At 59.3% G+C, this 16198-nt stretch carries 18 protein-coding genes; 12 read left to right on the top strand and 6 right to left on the bottom strand.

All coding sequences use genetic code 11. The features are described 5' to 3' along the window. Positions 1 to 60 precede the first annotated feature (60 nt). The 5 genes from gntR (at position 61) to lipA (ending at position 4312) form a co-directional block, all read left to right on the top strand. Entirely contained in the window at positions 61 to 1080 is a 1020-nt protein-coding gene (gene gntR / locus HU218_RS06335; RefSeq protein WP_174874092.1) for an HTH-type transcriptional regulator GntR, read from the top strand. 185 nt (positions 1081 to 1265) lie between these two features. Continuing rightward, positions 1266 to 2384: a D-alanyl-D-alanine carboxypeptidase family protein gene (locus tag HU218_RS06340; RefSeq protein ID WP_246210755.1), complete on the top strand. Its 1119-nt coding sequence runs from the start codon at positions 1266 to 1268 to the stop codon at positions 2382 to 2384. Between the two features lie 71 nt (positions 2385 to 2455). Next, positions 2456 to 2734 carry an HP0495 family protein gene (locus tag HU218_RS06345; protein WP_174874094.1) on the top strand — a complete coding sequence of 93 codons (279 nt, stop codon included), beginning with the start codon at positions 2456 to 2458 and terminating at the stop codon, positions 2732 to 2734. A gap of 7 nt (positions 2735 to 2741) precedes the next feature. Continuing rightward, positions 2742 to 3365, top strand: a complete 624-nt coding sequence (lipB, locus tag HU218_RS06350) for a lipoyl(octanoyl) transferase LipB (protein ID WP_174874095.1) — start codon at positions 2742 to 2744, stop codon at positions 3363 to 3365. Further along, on the top strand, positions 3362 to 4312 hold the full coding sequence (lipA, locus tag HU218_RS06355; RefSeq protein ID WP_174874096.1) for a lipoyl synthase: 951 nt from the start codon (positions 3362 to 3364) through the stop codon (positions 4310 to 4312). Before lipB ends, lipA begins: the two co-directional genes overlap by 4 nt. Before the next feature lie 57 nt (positions 4313 to 4369). Here the strand turns inward: lipA and HU218_RS06360 are convergent, their stop codons facing one another. The 3 genes from HU218_RS06360 to tyrS form a co-directional block, all read right to left on the bottom strand. Further along, positions 4370 to 4993 (bottom strand): iron-containing redox enzyme family protein, encoded by a 624-nt coding sequence (locus HU218_RS06360; protein ID WP_217450734.1) that lies wholly within the window; start codon positions 4991 to 4993, stop codon positions 4370 to 4372. A 155-nt stretch (positions 4994 to 5148) separates the two neighbouring features. After that, on the bottom strand, positions 5149 to 7662 hold the full coding sequence (locus tag HU218_RS06365) for an EAL domain-containing protein (protein WP_174874098.1): 2514 nt from the start codon (positions 7660 to 7662) through the stop codon (positions 5149 to 5151). A 332-nt stretch (positions 7663 to 7994) separates the two neighbouring features. Then, a complete protein-coding gene (gene tyrS, locus HU218_RS06370) occupies positions 7995 to 9269 on the bottom strand; it encodes a tyrosine--tRNA ligase (protein ID WP_174874099.1) in 1275 nt (424 codons plus the stop codon). Positions 9270 to 9458: 189 nt separating this feature from the next. On the opposite strand from tyrS, the gene HU218_RS06375 reads away from it, so the two are divergent. Beyond that, positions 9459 to 10103 (top strand): cytochrome b/b6 domain-containing protein, encoded by a 645-nt coding sequence (locus tag HU218_RS06375; RefSeq protein WP_174874100.1) that lies wholly within the window; start codon positions 9459 to 9461, stop codon positions 10101 to 10103. A 64-nt stretch (positions 10104 to 10167) separates the two neighbouring features. On the opposite strand, the gene HU218_RS06380 is transcribed toward HU218_RS06375, so the two are convergent. Then, positions 10168 to 10653 (bottom strand): c-type cytochrome, encoded by a 486-nt coding sequence (locus HU218_RS06380; RefSeq protein ID WP_246210757.1) that lies wholly within the window; start codon positions 10651 to 10653, stop codon positions 10168 to 10170. Positions 10654 to 10695: 42 nt separating this feature from the next. Next, positions 10696 to 11127 (bottom strand): c-type cytochrome, encoded by a 432-nt coding sequence (locus tag HU218_RS06385; protein ID WP_174874101.1) that lies wholly within the window; start codon positions 11125 to 11127, stop codon positions 10696 to 10698. A gap of 151 nt (positions 11128 to 11278) precedes the next feature. Here HU218_RS06385 and HU218_RS06390 point away from each other — a divergent pair, with 151 nt between their 5' ends. Genes HU218_RS06390 through HU218_RS06415 form a run of 6 tightly spaced genes read left to right on the top strand, consistent with a single transcriptional unit; the run spans position 11279 to position 15353 of the window. Continuing rightward, positions 11279 to 11713 (top strand): Fur family transcriptional regulator, encoded by a 435-nt coding sequence (locus tag HU218_RS06390; RefSeq protein WP_174874102.1) that lies wholly within the window; start codon positions 11279 to 11281, stop codon positions 11711 to 11713. Beyond that, positions 11701 to 12642: a CobW family GTP-binding protein gene (locus tag HU218_RS06395; RefSeq protein ID WP_174874103.1), complete on the top strand. Its 942-nt coding sequence runs from the start codon at positions 11701 to 11703 to the stop codon at positions 12640 to 12642. Before HU218_RS06390 ends, HU218_RS06395 begins: the two co-directional genes overlap by 13 nt. A gap of 1 nt (position 12643) precedes the next feature. Next, a complete protein-coding gene (locus tag HU218_RS06400) occupies positions 12644 to 12844 on the top strand; it encodes a hypothetical protein (protein WP_174874104.1) in 201 nt (66 codons plus the stop codon). Continuing rightward, the gene (locus tag HU218_RS06405) at positions 12841 to 13587 is read left to right on the top strand and encodes a metal ABC transporter ATP-binding protein (RefSeq protein WP_174874105.1); all 747 of its coding nucleotides are present in this window, start codon (positions 12841 to 12843) and stop codon (positions 13585 to 13587) included. Before HU218_RS06400 ends, HU218_RS06405 begins: the two co-directional genes overlap by 4 nt. Further along, entirely contained in the window at positions 13584 to 14456 is an 873-nt protein-coding gene (locus tag HU218_RS06410) for a metal ABC transporter permease (protein WP_174874106.1), read from the top strand. Before HU218_RS06405 ends, HU218_RS06410 begins: the two co-directional genes overlap by 4 nt. Before the next feature lie 9 nt (positions 14457 to 14465). Next, positions 14466 to 15353, top strand: a complete 888-nt coding sequence (locus tag HU218_RS06415) for a metal ABC transporter substrate-binding protein (protein ID WP_174874107.1) — start codon at positions 14466 to 14468, stop codon at positions 15351 to 15353. On the opposite strand, the gene HU218_RS06420 is transcribed toward HU218_RS06415, so the two are convergent. Beyond that, complete coding sequence (locus HU218_RS06420; protein ID WP_174874108.1) at positions 15337 to 16005, bottom strand: sulfite exporter TauE/SafE family protein; 669 nt, start codon at positions 16003 to 16005, stop codon at positions 15337 to 15339. The two genes, HU218_RS06415 and HU218_RS06420, sit on opposite strands and share 17 nt — an antisense overlap. Between the last annotated feature and the right edge of the window lie 193 nt (positions 16006 to 16198).

Here is a 16198-nt window from a genome sequence, read left to right on the forward strand (position 1 = left end):
TACATCGTGCAATGCAGCATGGTGTGACGTTATCACCACCTCCCAGCTAGAATGCCAGTCATGACTGCACGCAAACCCCGAATCGGCCAGAGCCGTGCCACATTGAGCGACGTTGCCGCCCATGTTGGCGTCAGTGCCATTACCATTTCCCGCGCGCTGAACAAGCCTGATCTGGTGAGTGAAGCCTTGCGGCAGCGTATCGATGAGGCAGTGCGCTTGTTGGGGTATGTGCCGAACCGTGCAGCGAGGGCGTTGGCTTCCACCAAGTCCAACAGCATCGTGGTGCTGGTGCCGTCGCTGTCCAACGCGGTGTTTGTCGATACTCTTGCTGCGGTTCATGACAAGTTGTATCCGGCGGGCTACCAGATGCTGATCGGTGATACGCGCTATTCGCCCGAACAGGAAGAAAAGTTGCTGCGCACCTATCTGGAGTACAACCCGGATGGCATTTTACTGACCGGCTTCGACCAGACGCCGGCTGCGCAACAGCTGTTGGCCGCAAGCAATATCCCCACCGTGCACATGATGGAACTGGATGAGGGGGGGCGTCCTTGCGTCGGCTTTTCCCAGTTTGATAGCGGCTATGCGTTGACATCGCTGTTGCTTGCCAAGGGGTATCGTCGTATCGCGTTCCTGGCAGCGCAGCTGGATCCACGCACACTGAGGCGTGGTGACGGTTATCGGGCTGCGCTGCAGCAGGCCGGGCTGTATGACGCCAGTCGGGAGTTGACCGAGCCGAATCCGTCGTCGGTGGGAATGGGGGGCGGCTTGCTGGCACGTTTGCTGGCGCAGGCGCCGGATTGTGATGCCGTATTCTGCAATAACGACGACCTGGCCGTCGGTGTGCTGTTCGAGGCCCAGCGGCGTGGTATTCGTGTGCCGCAGGATTTGGCCATTGCCGGCTTCAATAATCTGGACATGTCGGCGTGGAGCAATCCGGCCATTACTACCGTGGCAACCCCCCGTTATGCGACCGGATCAGAGGCCGCCGATATGCTGCTGGCGCTGATGGCAGGGCGGCAACCGGCGTCGCTAAAGGTAGACCTTGGCTTCGAGTTGCTGGCGCGTGACAGCACCTGATTGCGACCTGGTGAAACTTGCCGGCGGCAAGGCGGTCTAGCCAGTCGCCGGCGCGTGCTGTGCGTGTCGAATTTTGTTTCCTTCCGTCCCGAGTATCCGCTGTCGATGTGTATAATGGCGGGCTGCTTTTGTGGCATTTCACCACCCGACCCGATGTACCAATGAAAAAAACGACTTCTCTGCTAATGGCTGCGACACTGTCGCTGGCCTCTCTGGCGCATGCCGCTACCGCTTTCGTTCCGCCGGTCCCAGAAATTGCCGGTAAGGCTTACTTCCTGACTGATTTCCAGAGTGGAACCACGGTTGCCTCGCTGGATGCGGACTCCCGCATCGAGCCGGCCTCTCTGACCAAGCTGATGACGGCCTACCTGACGTTCAAGGCGATCAAGGAAAAACGCCTGACGCTGGATCAGACGCTGACCGTGTCGCACAGCGGCTGGCAGGAAGAAGGCTCCCGCATGTTCCTGGATCCGAAGCATCCAGCCAAGGTGGATGACCTGATCAAGGGCATGATCGTGCAATCCGGTAACGATGCCTGCATCACGCTTGCCGAAGCCATCGCCGGCAGCGAACAGGTATTTGCCCAGCTGATGACGGCAGAAGCCAAGCGTCTGGGTATGGTGAATACCCAGTTCCGCAATGCCACCGGCCTGCCGGATCCGGAGCACTACACCACGGTGCATGATCTGGGCATTCTTGCTGCGGCCATCATTCGCGATTTCCCCGAGTTCTATCCGATTTACTCGATGAAGTCGTTCACTTACAACAACATTACGCAGCCTAACCGTAACCTGCTGCTGTTCCGCGATCCGAACGTGGATGGCATGAAGACCGGGCATACCGCCAGTGCAGGTTTCAACCTGATCGCGTCTAGCCATCGAGATGGGCGCCGCGTGATTTCGGTTGTGGTCGGTACGGCAAGTGAAGAAGCGCGCGCGGTAGAGAGCTCCAAGCTGCTCAATTACGCGCTGCAGTTCTTCGAGACGCCCAAGCTGTATGCAGCCGGCAAGGCGGTGAAAGAAATTGCGGTGTACAAAGGTGCCAGCAAGCAATTGCCGGTCGGCTTTGCCAGCGATGTTTACGCGACTGTGCCGCGTGGCCAGTCCGGGCAGCTGAAGGCGGAGCTGAGCACCGTACAGCCGCTGATCGCGCCTATCAAGCAGGGGCAGCAAGTCGGCAAGCTGACCATCTCGCTGGATGGCAAGGTGCTGTCGGAAAAACCGGTGGTGGCGTTGCAGGGCGTGGAAGAAGGCGGCTTCTTTAGCCGCCTGTGGGACAGCATCAAGCTCTGGCTGGGCTGGTAATTCCCGTGTTGGGCCGCATATAGGGCAGATAGCTGCCCAGTGCGGCCAACATTTGCAGTAATGGATGTGATATGAGCAAGCAAGTAACCGATATTAACGACGTGCTGGAGTTTCCGTGCCGCTTTCCCATCAAGGTGATGGGCGAGAGCCATCCGGATTTCCAGCTGATCATGTTTGAAGTGGTGCGTGTGCATGCGCCCGATCTGGAACATGCGCACATCAGCGCGCGTGACAGCTCCAGCGGAAAGTATGTGTCCCTGACCATTACCGTAACCGCCACCTCGCGTGAGCACCTGGACAACATCTACCGCTCGCTGACCGGCCATGCGCTGGTGAAGTGGGTGCTGTAAGGCTGTCATGAGTCGTATTGTCAAATACCTGGGGCAGGTGGACTACACGCCCACCTGGCAGGCCATGCAGGCCTTTACCGACCAGCGCACGGTGGACACGCCGGACGAGTTGTGGTGTCTGGAACATCCACCGGTGTACACATTGGGCCTGGCCGGCAAGCCCGAACACCTGATCATGCCCAGCAGTATCGAAGTAGTGAAGTGCGACCGTGGCGGCCAGGTGACCTACCACGGGCCGGGGCAGCTGGTGGTGTATTTGATGATCGATTTCAAGCGCATGGGGATTGGTGTGCGCGAGCTGGTGCGGCGCATCGAACAGTCGGTAATCGACTTGCTGGCCGAGCTGGGCATCGAGGCCTATGGCGACGTGAATGCGCCAGGCGTGTATGTGGCGGGTGAAAAAATTGCCTCGCTGGGGCTGAGAATCAAGAATGGCGCGGTGTATCACGGGCTGAGTCTGAACGTGGACATGGATCTGACGCCGTTCAGCTGGATTAACCCTTGCGGCTATGCCGGCCTCAAGGTGACGCAATTGAAGAATCACGGTGCAACGCTTACCGTGACGGAAACCGCCGAGCGGTTGCTGCCCCATCTGGAGCGCAATCTGACGGTGATGAAGGAGACCGCATGAAACTGGACAACCAGGCTGGTGTAAAGCATAAGGGCGCCGACAAGACCGCACGCATTCCGATCAAGATTGTGCCGCTGGACGAGAAGCTCAAGAAGCCGGAGTGGATCCGTGCCAAGCTGCCTAATGGCCAGCGCTTTAACGAGATCAAGCAGATTTTGCGCGATCAGAAGTTGCATACCGTATGCGAGGAAGCTACCTGCCCGAATATCGGCGAATGCTTCAGCAAGGGCACTGCCACCTTCATGATCATGGGTGATATCTGCCCCCGCCGCTGCCCGTTCTGTGACGTTGGCCACGGTCGCCCGAATCCGCTGGATCCGAATGAGCCCAAGCATCTGGCCGAAACTGTTGCTGCGCTCAAGCTCAAGTATGTGGTGATTACCTCAGTGGACCGTGACGACCTGCGTGATGGTGGTGCCCAGCACTTTGCCGATTGCATCAGCGAGATTCGCAAGCTGTCACCTAACACCCAAATCGAGGTGCTGGTGCCGGACTTCCGCGGTCGCCTGGAGCTGGCGCTGGAAATTCTCAGTAAAAACCCGCCGGACGTCATGAACCACAATCTGGAAACCGCGCCGCGTCTTTACAAGCAGGCGCGGCCGGGGGCTGACTATCTGCACTCGCTCAAGCTGTTGCAGGAGTTCAAAAAGCTGTGTCCGGAAGTGCCGACCAAGTCCGGCATCATGGTTGGCCTTGGTGAAACCGATGAGGAAGTGTACGAAGTCATGGCCGATATGCGGGCCCACGATATCGACATGATTACCATTGGCCAGTATCTGCAGCCGACCGACGGTCACCTCCCAGTATTGCGTTATGTGCATCCGGACCTATTTAAGCAATTCGAGAGCAAGGCCTACGATGTCGGCTTCAAGCATGCAGCTGTAGGGGCTATGGTTCGATCCAGTTACCATGCCGACGTTCAGGCGCATGAAGCCGGGGTGGTGTAGTCATTCGGACATCGAGATAAAAAAGCCGGGTTTCCCGGCTTTTTTATTGGTGCCAACTCAGGCAAAGGTTGGCCGCAGACTGTCCTGTTTGCTGCTGGCTTCCTGCGGTAGACACTGGTCCAGTATCAGCTCCATATAGCTATAGCTTTTACAGATGGCTGCTTGCAGCTGTTGTTGCAGCTGGCGGGCTGGCTGTGTGCCTGCCAGGGTGCAGATGATCTCCAGTGCTTCCCACGGGTGATCGTCATCGTAATGCGCGTGCACCTTTAGCCATTTCATGGTGCGCTTGCGGCTAGCTTCCGGCAACGATGCCTCGTAGCGGCCCGCGGCACAGACATATTGCGACCATTCTCCGGTCGCACCCTCAATGGCGTAGTTGGTGGCTGCGATGGCCAGCAGTAGTTCGCTATTGCTGCAACAATGCGCACACCAGTGGCTGAGTGCGTGCATTTCGACTGGTACGCGCTGAGCGTGCAGGTCCATCAGGGTTATGCCATAGCTTGCTGCCCATGCTTGCCAGTAGTCGGCATGATTTTGTTCGACCCGGATGTTGCGTACCAGATAGCGGCGTGCCATGTCTTCGCCGCGGTGTCGTCCGACACGGGTCTTGAGCAAGCTCTGCGCCATATACAGCGGAAACTGTTCTATAACCGGCCAGGTGCCGGTCAGAAACAGGCGCATGGCGGACGGTTCCAGTCGTCCTTCGGCCATGCGTTGGAATAGCTGATGTTCGACAACTCGTTGCTTGGCAGGCTGGCATTGTTCTAATAACTGCTGCGTCCATTGCGGGTAGCTGCTGGCTTCACGAAGCGGGCCTTGTCGCTGGAAATCGGTCACTAAGTGCTTCCTTTGCTGGCAATCTGGATGTCCTGCTGCATGGGGTCGGTCAGTGGCGTGGCAGTGGCGGAGGCGGGTATCTGGCACCTGCGCGGATGTTTCATCTCGCATTCGCAGGTAAACGGTTGTGGTCGCATGACGGCATAGCCTTGGGCGTAGTCGATACCAAGGGCGGCGACCGCCTGCATGATCTGCGGTGTTTCCACAAACTCGGCTATGGTGCGTTTGCCCATTACATGGCCGATGTGATTGATGGCAGAAACCATGGCGTGATCGATAGGGTCATCCAGCATGTCTTTGACAAAGCTGCCGTCAATTTTCAGGTAGTCCACCGGCAGGTGTTTCAGGTAGCTGAACGATGACATGCCGGAGCCAAAGTCATCCAGCGAGAAGCGGCAGCCGATCTTCTGCAGTTCAGTGATGAAATGGATGGCATCACTGAGATTGGCGATGGCACTGGTCTCGGTAATCTCGAAGCAGATCGATTGCGGTGCCACTGCATGGCGCCGGAATTGCTCTTGCAGGAAGTCGAGGAAGGCGTCATCACCGATGGTCGTGCCGGAAAGATTGATGGCACAGGTAGAGATCGACTCCGGTTTGCCGCAGCGCTGCCGGCCAGCAAGAATGGCAAAAGCATTCTCTACCACCCAGCGATCGATCAGTGGCATCAACCCATAGCGCTCAGCGGCGGGAATAAAGCTGATAGGTGGTACCAGCAGGCCGAATTCGTCATGCAGCCGCAAAAGCAGCTCGATATGGGCGCCGGAGTCGGTTGTATCGCCGAGCGGAGCAATCTGCTGGGCATACAAACAAAAGCGGTTTTCTTCCAGAGCCAGGTGGATGCGTTGCACCCAGGCCATCTCGCCAAACTTCATGGAGAGCTCGGCGTCGTTGGCATGGTAAATCTGCACCCGATTGCGGCCTTTTTCCTTGGCCATGTAGCAGGCCACATCAGCGGCGCGCAGTGCTTCGGCCAATGTGGTCATGGCCTCGGTGATATGTACCAGCCCGACGCTGATGCTGACGTTGAACGGATGGCCCTGCCACATGAAATGCAGGTCCTGCACGGTCTGGCGGAGCGACTCGGCGATTCGCTCTGCTGCGGGTGTCGGACAATGCTCAAGCAGAATGCCGAATTCATCGCCACCCAGCCGGGCCAGCGTGTCGCCCTCGCGTAGTTGTTGCTGCAACAGGGTGCATATCTGGCGGAGCAGCTCATCCCCGGCGGCGTGGCCGCAGGTGTCGTTAACGACTTTGAACTGGTCCAGGTCCAGGAACATTAAAGCGTGTTCGGCATGCGAGCCGCTATGTTGCGCCAGCTTGGTCAGCGCTTGCTCGAGGCGGCGTTCGAATTCGCGGCGGTTGGCAAGGCCGGTCAGGGCATCATGGCTTGCTTGCCATGAGAGGTTGGCCACGTATTGCCGTTCGCGCGTCATGTCGTGCAGGACGAGCACCGCTCCGGTAATGCGCTGCTTGCTGTGAATCGGGGCGGCGACCAGAGATACCGCGATGGCGCTGCCATCCAGTCGTACCATCAGCTGGGTGTGCAGACTGTCTTCGCTGCACTCGCCAGCCAGGATCTGGTCGATCAGGCGCCAGTCACTCTGTGGCGAGTGTTCATCGATAATGCGGAAAATCGAGTTCAGCGGCAGGCCGCGTGCCTGTTCATCCAGCCAGGTGGTGAGTTGTTCGGCTGCCGGGTTCATGTAGGAAATGAAGCCGGTTTCATCGGTGGTAATTACGGCATCGCCAATTGCGGCCAACGTGACTTGCGCGCGCTCTTGCTCGGCATGCAGTGCGGATTCGAATGCCTGGCGTTGGGCGAGTAATTTTCCGGTGCGCAAGGCGGCCAGTAATATCAGGATGCTGGCTGTAATCAGGTTAACTGCCAGTAGCAGCTGCTGGATAAAGCGGGAGCCCTCTCCCAGGGTGTCGGAAAATGCCTTTTCGATCGGAGTGACTTGCTCGTTGATCTGCTGGATTTGTGCTTCCCAATTGGCGATCTCGCTTTCGCTGGCTTGTTGCCGGCTAAGTTCGCGGTGCATCTGTTCGGCAATCTGGGTGAGCTGTAGTACGTAGCGGTCGCCCGTGGTCCAGTGGCTGATGGCGGTTTCCAGATAGCTGAAATGGCGGAAATAGCGGAACAGCCAGATCAGCCCCTGGATATCCTGGGGGTGATTGCCGCCTTGCAGGAAGCCCGCTTCAGCGCGAGCCAAGTCCGGTTCCGGGCGGTCCAGCGCCAGCCGAGCTTCGTGGTCGCCCAGCGGGATGGCGATCGCACGCTGGTACTGCCGGTAATAGTTACTGTCTCGGGTTTCCGTGTATTGCTCAAGGCTATAGATGGCGTCTTTTTGTCCCTTTGACCATAGGCTTTCTCCGCTGATATAGGCGCGCACGCTGGACATCACGTTCAGGCTTACGCCGCTGATCGCCGCTTGCAGTAAGGCCACGACGATAAATGGCCAGACGATACCCAACAGGTGCGTTGGATTGCGGGTAGGGGCTTGGCGCATGGGTCGAATCACCTTTCATGTAGCAAGCTCCGGCTGGGGTTGCCAGAGTTCTGGTCGTTCCGTATCTGGTTGCACGAGCTGCTGCTCCGGTAACGAAAAAGGCAATGTGCTTTTAATGCATTGTTGCCTATGTCATTACGGGTTATAGCTGCGTGCCGACAAATTGAATAGTGGCTTTTCGGACGGTAAGGCCTGGTGTTGTATGCGAGTCACCAATGCGGGCGCAAAGGGTCTGGCGACGGGTTGTGACGATGCATTTCGACTGGCAAAGAAAAAAGGCAAGCCGGGTGGCTTGCCTTGTGGAGTCGCGGCTAACGTGGGTCTGACCGATATTATTGCCAGCAAATCAGGGTGTGATTTTTCTTGCCGCGCTTGAGTAGGCTGTACTGGCCAAACAGGCGCTCGCCATCGGCAATCTGGTGTTCCAGACTGTCGGCTTTGTTGCCGTTGATGCTGACGGCTCCGCTCTGGATGAAGGTGCGCGCTTCCGATTTCGACTTGGCGAGTCCGCCGGCAACCAAAGTGTCGATCAGGCCGCTTTGTGCGCGCGGCAATTGGATGCTGGGCATGCCGTCTTGCGCCAGTTGTGCCAGGTCGGACTCGGTAAGGTCGGTCACACTGCCTGAGAACAGGCTTGCACTGATGCGCTGTGCCGCGGCAACGGCTTCCTGGCCATGTACCAGCGCGGTAACCTGCTCGGCCAGGATGCGCTGAGCTTCCGGTTTGCTGCCGCTGGCCTTGTCGTTTTCCTCAATCGCGGCAATGTCGGCCACGGACAGGAACGAGAAGTAGCGCAGGAACTTGTAGACGTCGGCGTCTGCGGTATTCAACCAGAACTGGTAGAAGGCGTACGGCGAGGTCTTCTTGGCATCCAGCCAGATGGTGCCGGATTCGGTCTTGCCGAACTTGGTGCCATCGGCTTTGGTAACCAGAGGCATGGTCAGGCCAAACACCTGTTGTTGGTTCAGGCGGCGGGTCAGGTCGGTGCCGGCGGTGATGTTGCCCCACTGGGCAGAGCCGCCGATCTGCAACTTGCAGCCGTTGCGCTTGTTCAGTTCCGCAAAGTCATAGCCTTGCAGCAGGCTGTAACTGAATTCGGTGTAGCTGATGCCTTGGTCTTCACGGCTGATACGCTGTTGTACCGCTTCTTTCTTGATCATCTGGTTGACCGAGAAATGCTTGCCGATATCGCGCAGGAATTCCAGTGCCCCCATGCCGCCAAACCAGTCGTAGTTGTTGGCCATCTGGGCGGCGTTTTCACCTTCGAACGACAGGAAGGGCGACACCTGGGCGCGAATCTTGTCTACCCAGCCGGCAATCACGTCCGGCGTATTGAGTTTGCGTTCGGTGGCCTTGAAGCTAGGGTCGCCGATCATGCCGGTGGCGCCGCCAACCAGGGCGACCGGGCGATGGCCGGCCAGCTGGAATCGGCGCAGCATGAGGATGGGCACCAGGCTGCCGATATGCAAACTGTCTGCGGTCGGGTCGAAGCCGCAATACAGGGTCACGCTCTCCTTGGTCAGCAGTTCGTCGAGGGCTGCCGCGTCTGTTTGTTGCGCGATCAGGCCACGGGCTTGCAGATCCTGGATAAGGGCGGACTGGTGCATCTTGAAAACTCTCCTGGGGTTGGTGCGGTGCTGGCCCTGATGGGCGCTGGCGACAAAGGGGCTATTCTAGCCGATTTTGCCATTTGGCTGCCCCGGCTTTTGCCTTGCAACATTCGTTAATGCATTGCTGTCGGCAGCCCAAGTGGCGCGGGTAAAATGATGCGGTTTGGTTGTGCGATGGGGCGATAGATGAATTATCGGGTGAAGGTCTGGGATCTGCCGACGCGGCTATTTCACTGGTCGCTGGTGATATTGTTTGGCGTGATGTGGTGGAGTGCCGAGAGCGGGCAGCTGCAATGGCATATCCGTAGCGGCGTGACTTTGCTGGTGCTGGCGCTGTTCCGTTTGCTGTGGGGTGTGCTGGGTAGTCAGACATCGCGCTTCGGCAGTTTTGTGCGCGGACCGGCGGCAATCCGGGCTTATCTGCGCGGTGAGCATGATGGTCTCGGCCACAATCCGCTGGGTGCCTTGATGGTACTTGCAATGTTGGCCGCACTGCTGCTGCAGTTGGGGCTGGGGCTCTTTGCCGCCGATGTCGACAGTTATACTTTTGATGGGCCGCTGGCCAAACTGCTGGACGGCGGCTTGGCCGAACAGGTCACCGAGTGGCATGGCTTATGGTTCAATGTATTGCTTGGGCTGGTCGGGGTGCATGTGACGGCAATCATTGTGTATCGGGTTTTGCATCGCGAGAATTTGGTCAAGCCGATGCTGGTGGGGCACAAAAAAGTGGCAACACCAGTTGCCGAGCCGCGGTTCGCATCTTCCTGGTTTGCTGTGTTGCTGCTGTTCGCCGTGGCCGGCTTGGTGTTGGGCGGTCTGTCCTGGGTGTGATGGCGAAACAAGAAAGCAAAAAAGGCATGCTGGAGAGCATGCCTTTTTGTTTGCCGCTGTTGGCTTAGCGTTTAGGGCCGCGGAAGCTGTCGTGGCAACTTTTGCAGCTCTGTGTAACAGCTGCGTACTTGATGCGCACGGTTGCCAGGTCGTCACTACGCGCCCCGGCTTGCAGGGCACTGACCGCGGCCAGGAATTTATCCTGCTCGGCTTTGAATTTGGCCGGCTGGCTCCAGATTTCCGGCTTGGCGCGGCTGACATCATCGATGCTGTTCGGCTTGAAGAGGGTAAATGGCACCGCGGCAGCAGCCTTTAGATCATCCGCATGCTTGATGAACTGGTCCTTGCGGAAAGGGCCGTCGCGCAGCATGACGCCAATCGGTTCAAAGCTGAGCAAAACTTTCTTGAAGCTTTTCTGGCGATCTTCGCCGGGGCCGGCAAAGGCGGTGCTACACAGCAGGGCCAGCAGCAAGGCAGTGCTTAATTTTTTCATGATGGTCGTGAGAGGCTGAAAGCGCTTTTTGACTGCGCGAAAGTGATAAGTTTCCAAGCTAAAGCAAACCGGACCACGCTGGCGTAACCGTCTGTTGTTTCAGTCAGCGCGGAACTGGTTGTGGCAGGCTTTGCACGTCTGTTGCATGGCGCCGAATGGCGCTTTTACATCGTCGACGCTGCCGGCGCTGGCTGCGGCAGTTTTCAGCTTGGCAACGGCCGCTTTGTGCTTGTCGGTAGCGTCCTTGAATTCGGCCGGCTTGGACCAGATTTCCGGGCGGGCTTCGGTCTTGCCTTTGTCGCTGCCCGGGGTGAAATACTGCCATGGCTGTTGTGCCAGCTCGTCCATGTGTGCGGCCAACTTGGCAAACATCTCCTTATCAAATGCCGTGTCGCCATTGACCATCTTGCCCATGCTGCCAACGGTTTGCTTGTATTGCTCGAATACCTGCTGGCGAGACTTGATCGGATCGGCGGCAAAGGCGTGAGATAGGAAGGCACAGCACAGGGCGATTGGCAGGAGTTTCTTCATGGCGTGGGTCTGGGCGGAATGGCAGGCAAATGTTGGCGGCAGCTTAGCATAGCCAGGCAACAGTTATGCCGGCAGCTTGGTTAACGCTTGTTAAACGTTCTGTTATACCGTAACATTCTTGGCTGTTTCTTATTTGAAGTGTCCGTCAATCATGGATGCAGCGTGTTTCCTCAATGCCGCCGACCGGCATTGCCAGCAACAAGGGGCAAAGCTCACCAGCTTGCGCCGTCAAGTGCTGGAGCTGGTGCTGGGCTATGACGGGGTGGTCAAGGCCTACCAGGTGCTGGCTGATTTGCAGCGGCAGCGGGGCATTGCCGCGCCGCCAACCGTCTATCGTGCCCTCGATTTTCTGGTCGCGAGCGGTTTGTTGCACAAGGTGGATGCGCTGAATGGTTACATCGTGTGTCGCCATGTGGGCTGTAATCACGAAGGGCTGATTCTGGTGTGCAGCCAGTGCGGGCGGGTGCAGGAGCTGGACGCCACCCCGATGCTGGCGCTGTTGCGCGAACAGGCGGGGGGCGAAGGGTTCGCCATCGCGCCACAGAACCTGCTGCTGACGGGACATTGCCAAGGATGCCAAGCATGAAAAAAACCCGCGTCAATGTACTGACCGGCTTTCTGGGGGTGGGCAAGACCACCGCACTCCGCCACCTGATCAGCCACCGTCCGCGCGAGGAAAAGTGGGCGATTATCGTCAACGAGTTCGGCGAGATCGGCATCGATGGCGCGGTGCTGGACGACGGCGAGTTGCCGGTGGCCGAGATCGCCGGCGGCTGCCTGTGTTGCGTGGCCGGCCCGCAGATGACGGTGACCGTTGCCAACCTGCTGCGTCGTGAACGGCCGGATCGGCTGATCATCGAGGCCAGTGGTCTGGCGCATGCTGCCGGGCTGATTGACGAACTGCGTACCGAGCCGCTGGGCAATGCGCTGGAGGTTGGCGCCGTGCTGACGCTGGTCGACCCGCGCCAGTTCGTCAATAACGACTACTTCCGCCAGCCGCTGTACCGCGATCAGGTCATGGTGGCTGATGTGCTGCTGGCGACCAAGAGTGACCTTGCCGACGCCGAAACGTTGGCCGCCTACCGCGACAAGGCCACCGGTCTGTTCCCGCCCAAGTCGCTGGTGGCGGAAATCCACCACGGTGCGGCCAGCACGCAGTGGCTGGATGCCGCGCTGGCGCCAAAGCCGCAATATCGCCCCGCCGTGCGCAAGGACGATGCGCCGGGCTGGCAGTCGCAGGGCTGGACCTTTCCGGCCGGAACGACATTCTCCGGCGAGGCGTTAACCGATTTCTTCGACACCTTGCCGCAGCGGGTGGATGGCCTGGTGCGCGCCAAGGGGGTGTTCCAGGTGATGGATTCCTGGCTGTGGCTGAACTGGACCGAGGGGCGCTGGGCGGCCAACCAGGTGGCATGGCGCCGTGATAACCGCTTCGAGCTGATTGCCAGCGGGCTGGATGCCGCCGCGATCGAGGCCGCGCTACGAGCCTGCATCGAACCGTGGTCACAGAGCTGATATGACACAACATCACCACCATCACGAGCATGAACACGAGCATGCCCACTCCCACCCGCATCCGCATGGCGCCGGCGATGACAGCCATCTGCCGCGCTGGCGTTTGCTGGCCATGTCAGCCGGGCAGCGCCTGCTGCTGGCTTCCGGCCTGCTGCTGCTGTTGTGGGCAATGGTGCTGTGGGCCTTGGGAGGGGAAAGTTGATCTCGTTACATAACCTTACGGTTTCCTACCAGCGCCATCCGGCCGTTCACCATGTGAGCGGCCGCTTTGCTCCGGGCCAGGCGACCGCCATTTTCGGCCCCAACGGTGCCGGCAAGAGCACGCTGCTGAAAACCATCATGGGTGCCATTCGGCCGGATAGCGGCGAAGTGCAGTTTGACGCCATCAGCCGCAAAGACATTGCGTACCTGCCGCAGCAATCCGAAATCGATCGCAGCCTGCCGGTGTCGGTAATCGATCTGGTCAGCAGCGGTCACTGGCGGCGCAGCGGCCTGTTCGGCAATGTTGGCCGCCAGCTGGATGATGCCAGCTGGAATGCACTGGTGACCGTCGGGCTGGAAGACTTCGCGCTGCATCCGGTGTCGGCACTGTCCAGCGGCCAGTTCCAGCGCGTGCTGTTCGCCCGCATCCTGGTGCAGGACGCCCGACTGATCCTGCTGGATGAACCCTTTAATGCGGTGGACGCACGTACCACCTTCGATCTGCTGGCGCTGGTGCGCCGCTGGCAGGAGGAGGGGCGTACGGTGATTGCGGTACTGCATGATTACGAGCAGGTGCGGGCGTTTTTCCCGCAAACCCTGCTGATGGCGCGCGAGGTGGTGGCCTGGGGGGCGACCGATACCGTGCTGACCGATGACAATCTGAAACGTGCTACCGAAACCGCCGCCCACTGGCAGGCCAATGCGCCTGTGTGTGCCGTGGATGGCCAGGGAGTTCGCTCATGACGTTGCATGAAATGCTGGTGTCGCCGTTTGCCGATTTTGCCTTCATGCGCCGGGCGCTGGTGGGTTGCCTTGCGCTGGTGCTGGGTAGCGCGCCGGTGGGCTTGCTACTGGTGATGCGGCGCATGAGTCTGATGGGTGACGCTATGAGCCATGCGGTATTGCCGGGCGCCGCGGTGGGCTATCTGCTGGCGGGTCTCAGCCTGCCGGCGATGAGCGCCGGCGGCTTTGTTGCCGGGGTACTGGTGGCGCTGCTGGCCGGTCTGGCTACCCGCTATACCGAGGTGAAGGAAGACGCCAACTTTGCCGGCTTTTATCTGCTGTCGCTGGCGCTGGGCGTGCTGCTGGTGTCGAAGAGCGGCAGCAATGTCGACTTGATGCACCTGCTGTTTGGCTCGGTGCTGGCCGTGGACGATGCCGCGCTGTTGCTGGTGGCAAGCGTTGCCAGCATCACTTTGCTGGTGCTGGCGGCAATCTACCGGCCACTGCTGCTGGAAAGTCTCGATCCGGTATTCATGCGTGCCATCGGCGCTCGAGGCGGCGTGTGGCACCTGCTGTTCCTGCTGCTGGTGGTGATGAATCTGGTGGCCGGCTTCCAGGCGCTGGGCACCCTGATGTCGGTAGGGTTGATGATGCTGCCGGCTATCGCGGCCAGACTGTGGGCGGCCTCGGTGGGTGGCATGCTGCTGGTGGCATTGCTGATCGCCAGCCTGTCGGCCGTCGGTGGCTTGTTGCTGTCTTACCATGCCGAGTTGCCATCCGGCCCTGCCATTATTTTGCTGGCTGGTGTCGCCTATTTGTTGTCGATGCTGCTGGCGCCGCGCGGCGGCCTGTTGCCACGGCTGTTCCGTTCCCGCCACCTGACCAATTAGGAGTTTTCAATGCGCAAGTTTTTTGCGATGGCACTGCTGCTGTCGCCGTTGTTCGCCGTTGCCAAGGTGCCGGTAGTGGCCAGCTTTAGCATCGTGGCCGATATCACCCGCGAAATCGGTGGTGACCAGGTCGAGGTGCAATCACTGGTCGGGCCGGATCAGGATGCGCATGTCTTTCAGCCGGCGCCGGCAGATGTGAAGAAGCTGGCCGCTGCCAAGGTCTTCGTGGTCAGCGGTTTGGGGTTTGAAGGCTGGATGCCGCGCATGTCGCGGGCGGCCAGTTTCAAGGGACTGACTGTGACGGCTGGCGCCAAGGTAAAACCGTTGGCTGCGGCAGAGGAGGGGCATCACGAGGGTGATGGTCATGATCATGGCAGTATCGACCCGCATGCCTGGCATAACCCGCAAAACGTCATGCTGTATGTTGATGCCATTGCTGATGGTTTGAGCAAGGCCGATCCGGCTGGTGCCGGCTACTTTCACCAGCGTGCGGATGCCTACAAGGCCAAGCTCAAGGCGCTCGACGGTTGGGCTGCCCAGCAATTTGCCGCCGTGCCGCTGGCCAAGCGTAAGGTGCTGACCTCACACGAGGCATTTGGCTACCTGGCAGCCCGTTACCAGATCCGTTTCATGGCGCCGCAAGGCATCAGCACCGAAGCGGAGGCTTCGGCGAAGGCGGTGGCACGTCTGATCCAGCAAGTAAAGAAGGAGCAGGTGAAGGCGGTGTTCTTCGAGAACATGGCTGACAAGCGTCTGCTGCAGCAGTTGAGCAATGAGGCCGGGGTGAAGGTGGGCGGCAAGCTGTATGCGGATGCCTTGTCCAGCGATGGCAAGGCGGGCAACTATCTGCAACTGTTCCGCAGTAACGTCGAGACCCTGCTCAGTGCGATGCGCTAAATAGTTGTAGCAAGTGCCATGCACCCATGGCGGCAACGGCCAGACCGGCAATCAGACGGACTGGCCGTTGCTGTTTCCACTGTGCCAGTTTGCTGGCAAAAGCCCCCATCAGCAGCAGGTTGGGCAGCGTGCCGAGGCCGAAGCTCAGCATCACCAGCGCGCCACTGGCTACGCTCTGGCTGGCCAGTGCGGAGAGACTGGCCGTGTAGACCAGGCCGCAAGGTACCCAGCCCCACACCGCGCCGACCAGTAAGCTTTGCCAGCCGTGGCGTAACGGCAATAGCCGGCGCGTGAGCGGTTGCAGCTTGTGCCAAAGCGGCTGCCCCAGTTTTTCGATCTGCGTCACCGCGCTGGAGAGGCCCGCAAGATACAGGCCCAGCAGAATCAGCAGCACGTTGGCCGCAGCAAATAGGCCGAGCTGTAGCGGCCGGAAGTTGGCCTGTGCGATGCCCCATTGCGCCAGCCCGCCGAGCAGCGCGCCGATGGCAACATAACTCGCCAGCCGTCCCAGGTTATAGCCCAGCAAGAGCAGTGGCTTGCGGCCCTGGCTGGTCACCGAAATGGCGGCCACGATGCCGCCACACATGCCCAGACAATGCACGCCTCCCAGCAAGCCGGTAAGAAAAAGTGAAAGCAGACTGATCTCGAGCATGATGAAGGCGTGACGGGGAAAAGCGGCATTGTAACAGTCGTGCCGAGGGTGGAAATTTTGGCAACAGGCTGGCTGGAAAATATGTTAACGGCTTAGCGGCGGCTTAGGCTTTATTTCCGGGTAATGGCTTGAAAAAACAGTGGGATAGTCCATCGTTATTAGTAGTTAACCTTGTCATCAAGCCGGCAGGGGG

Source organism: Vogesella oryzae, assembly GCF_902829295.1.
In the GTDB taxonomy this organism is placed as follows: Bacteria; Pseudomonadota; Gammaproteobacteria; order Burkholderiales; family Chromobacteriaceae; genus Vogesella; species Vogesella oryzae.

Bases quoted from the DNA above. Each gene is read 5' to 3' on its own strand.
- lipB (WP_174874095.1), top strand. From the start codon at position 2,742: ATGAGTCGTATTGTCAAATACCTGGGGCAGGTGGACTACACGCCCACC.
- HU218_RS06400 (WP_174874104.1), top strand. From the start codon at position 12,644: ATGACACAACATCACCACCATCACGAGCATGAACACGAGCATGCCCAC.
- HU218_RS06345 (WP_174874094.1), top strand. From the start codon at position 2,456: ATGAGCAAGCAAGTAACCGATATTAACGACGTGCTGGAGTTTCCGTGC.
- HU218_RS06365 (WP_174874098.1), bottom strand. From the start codon at position 7,662: ATGCGCCAAGCCCCTACCCGCAATCCAACGCACCTGTTGGGTATCGTC.
- tyrS (WP_174874099.1), bottom strand. From the start codon at position 9,269: ATGCACCAGTCCGCCCTTATCCAGGATCTGCAAGCCCGTGGCCTGATC.
- HU218_RS06420 (WP_174874108.1), bottom strand. From the start codon at position 16,005: ATGCTCGAGATCAGTCTGCTTTCACTTTTTCTTACCGGCTTGCTGGGA.
- HU218_RS06415 (WP_174874107.1), top strand. From the start codon at position 14,466: ATGCGCAAGTTTTTTGCGATGGCACTGCTGCTGTCGCCGTTGTTCGCC.
- HU218_RS06410 (WP_174874106.1), top strand. From the start codon at position 13,584: ATGACGTTGCATGAAATGCTGGTGTCGCCGTTTGCCGATTTTGCCTTC.
- lipA (WP_174874096.1), top strand. From the start codon at position 3,362: ATGAAACTGGACAACCAGGCTGGTGTAAAGCATAAGGGCGCCGACAAG.
- HU218_RS06390 (WP_174874102.1), top strand. From the start codon at position 11,279: ATGGATGCAGCGTGTTTCCTCAATGCCGCCGACCGGCATTGCCAGCAA.
- HU218_RS06385 (WP_174874101.1), bottom strand. From the start codon at position 11,127: ATGAAGAAACTCCTGCCAATCGCCCTGTGCTGTGCCTTCCTATCTCAC.
- HU218_RS06340 (WP_246210755.1), top strand. From the start codon at position 1,266: ATGGCTGCGACACTGTCGCTGGCCTCTCTGGCGCATGCCGCTACCGCT.
- HU218_RS06375 (WP_174874100.1), top strand. From the start codon at position 9,459: ATGAATTATCGGGTGAAGGTCTGGGATCTGCCGACGCGGCTATTTCAC.
- HU218_RS06395 (WP_174874103.1), top strand. From the start codon at position 11,701: ATGCCAAGCATGAAAAAAACCCGCGTCAATGTACTGACCGGCTTTCTG.
- gntR (WP_174874092.1), top strand. From the start codon at position 61: ATGACTGCACGCAAACCCCGAATCGGCCAGAGCCGTGCCACATTGAGC.
- HU218_RS06360 (WP_217450734.1), bottom strand. From the start codon at position 4,993: ATGCGCCTGTTTCTGACCGGCACCTGGCCGGTTATAGAACAGTTTCCG.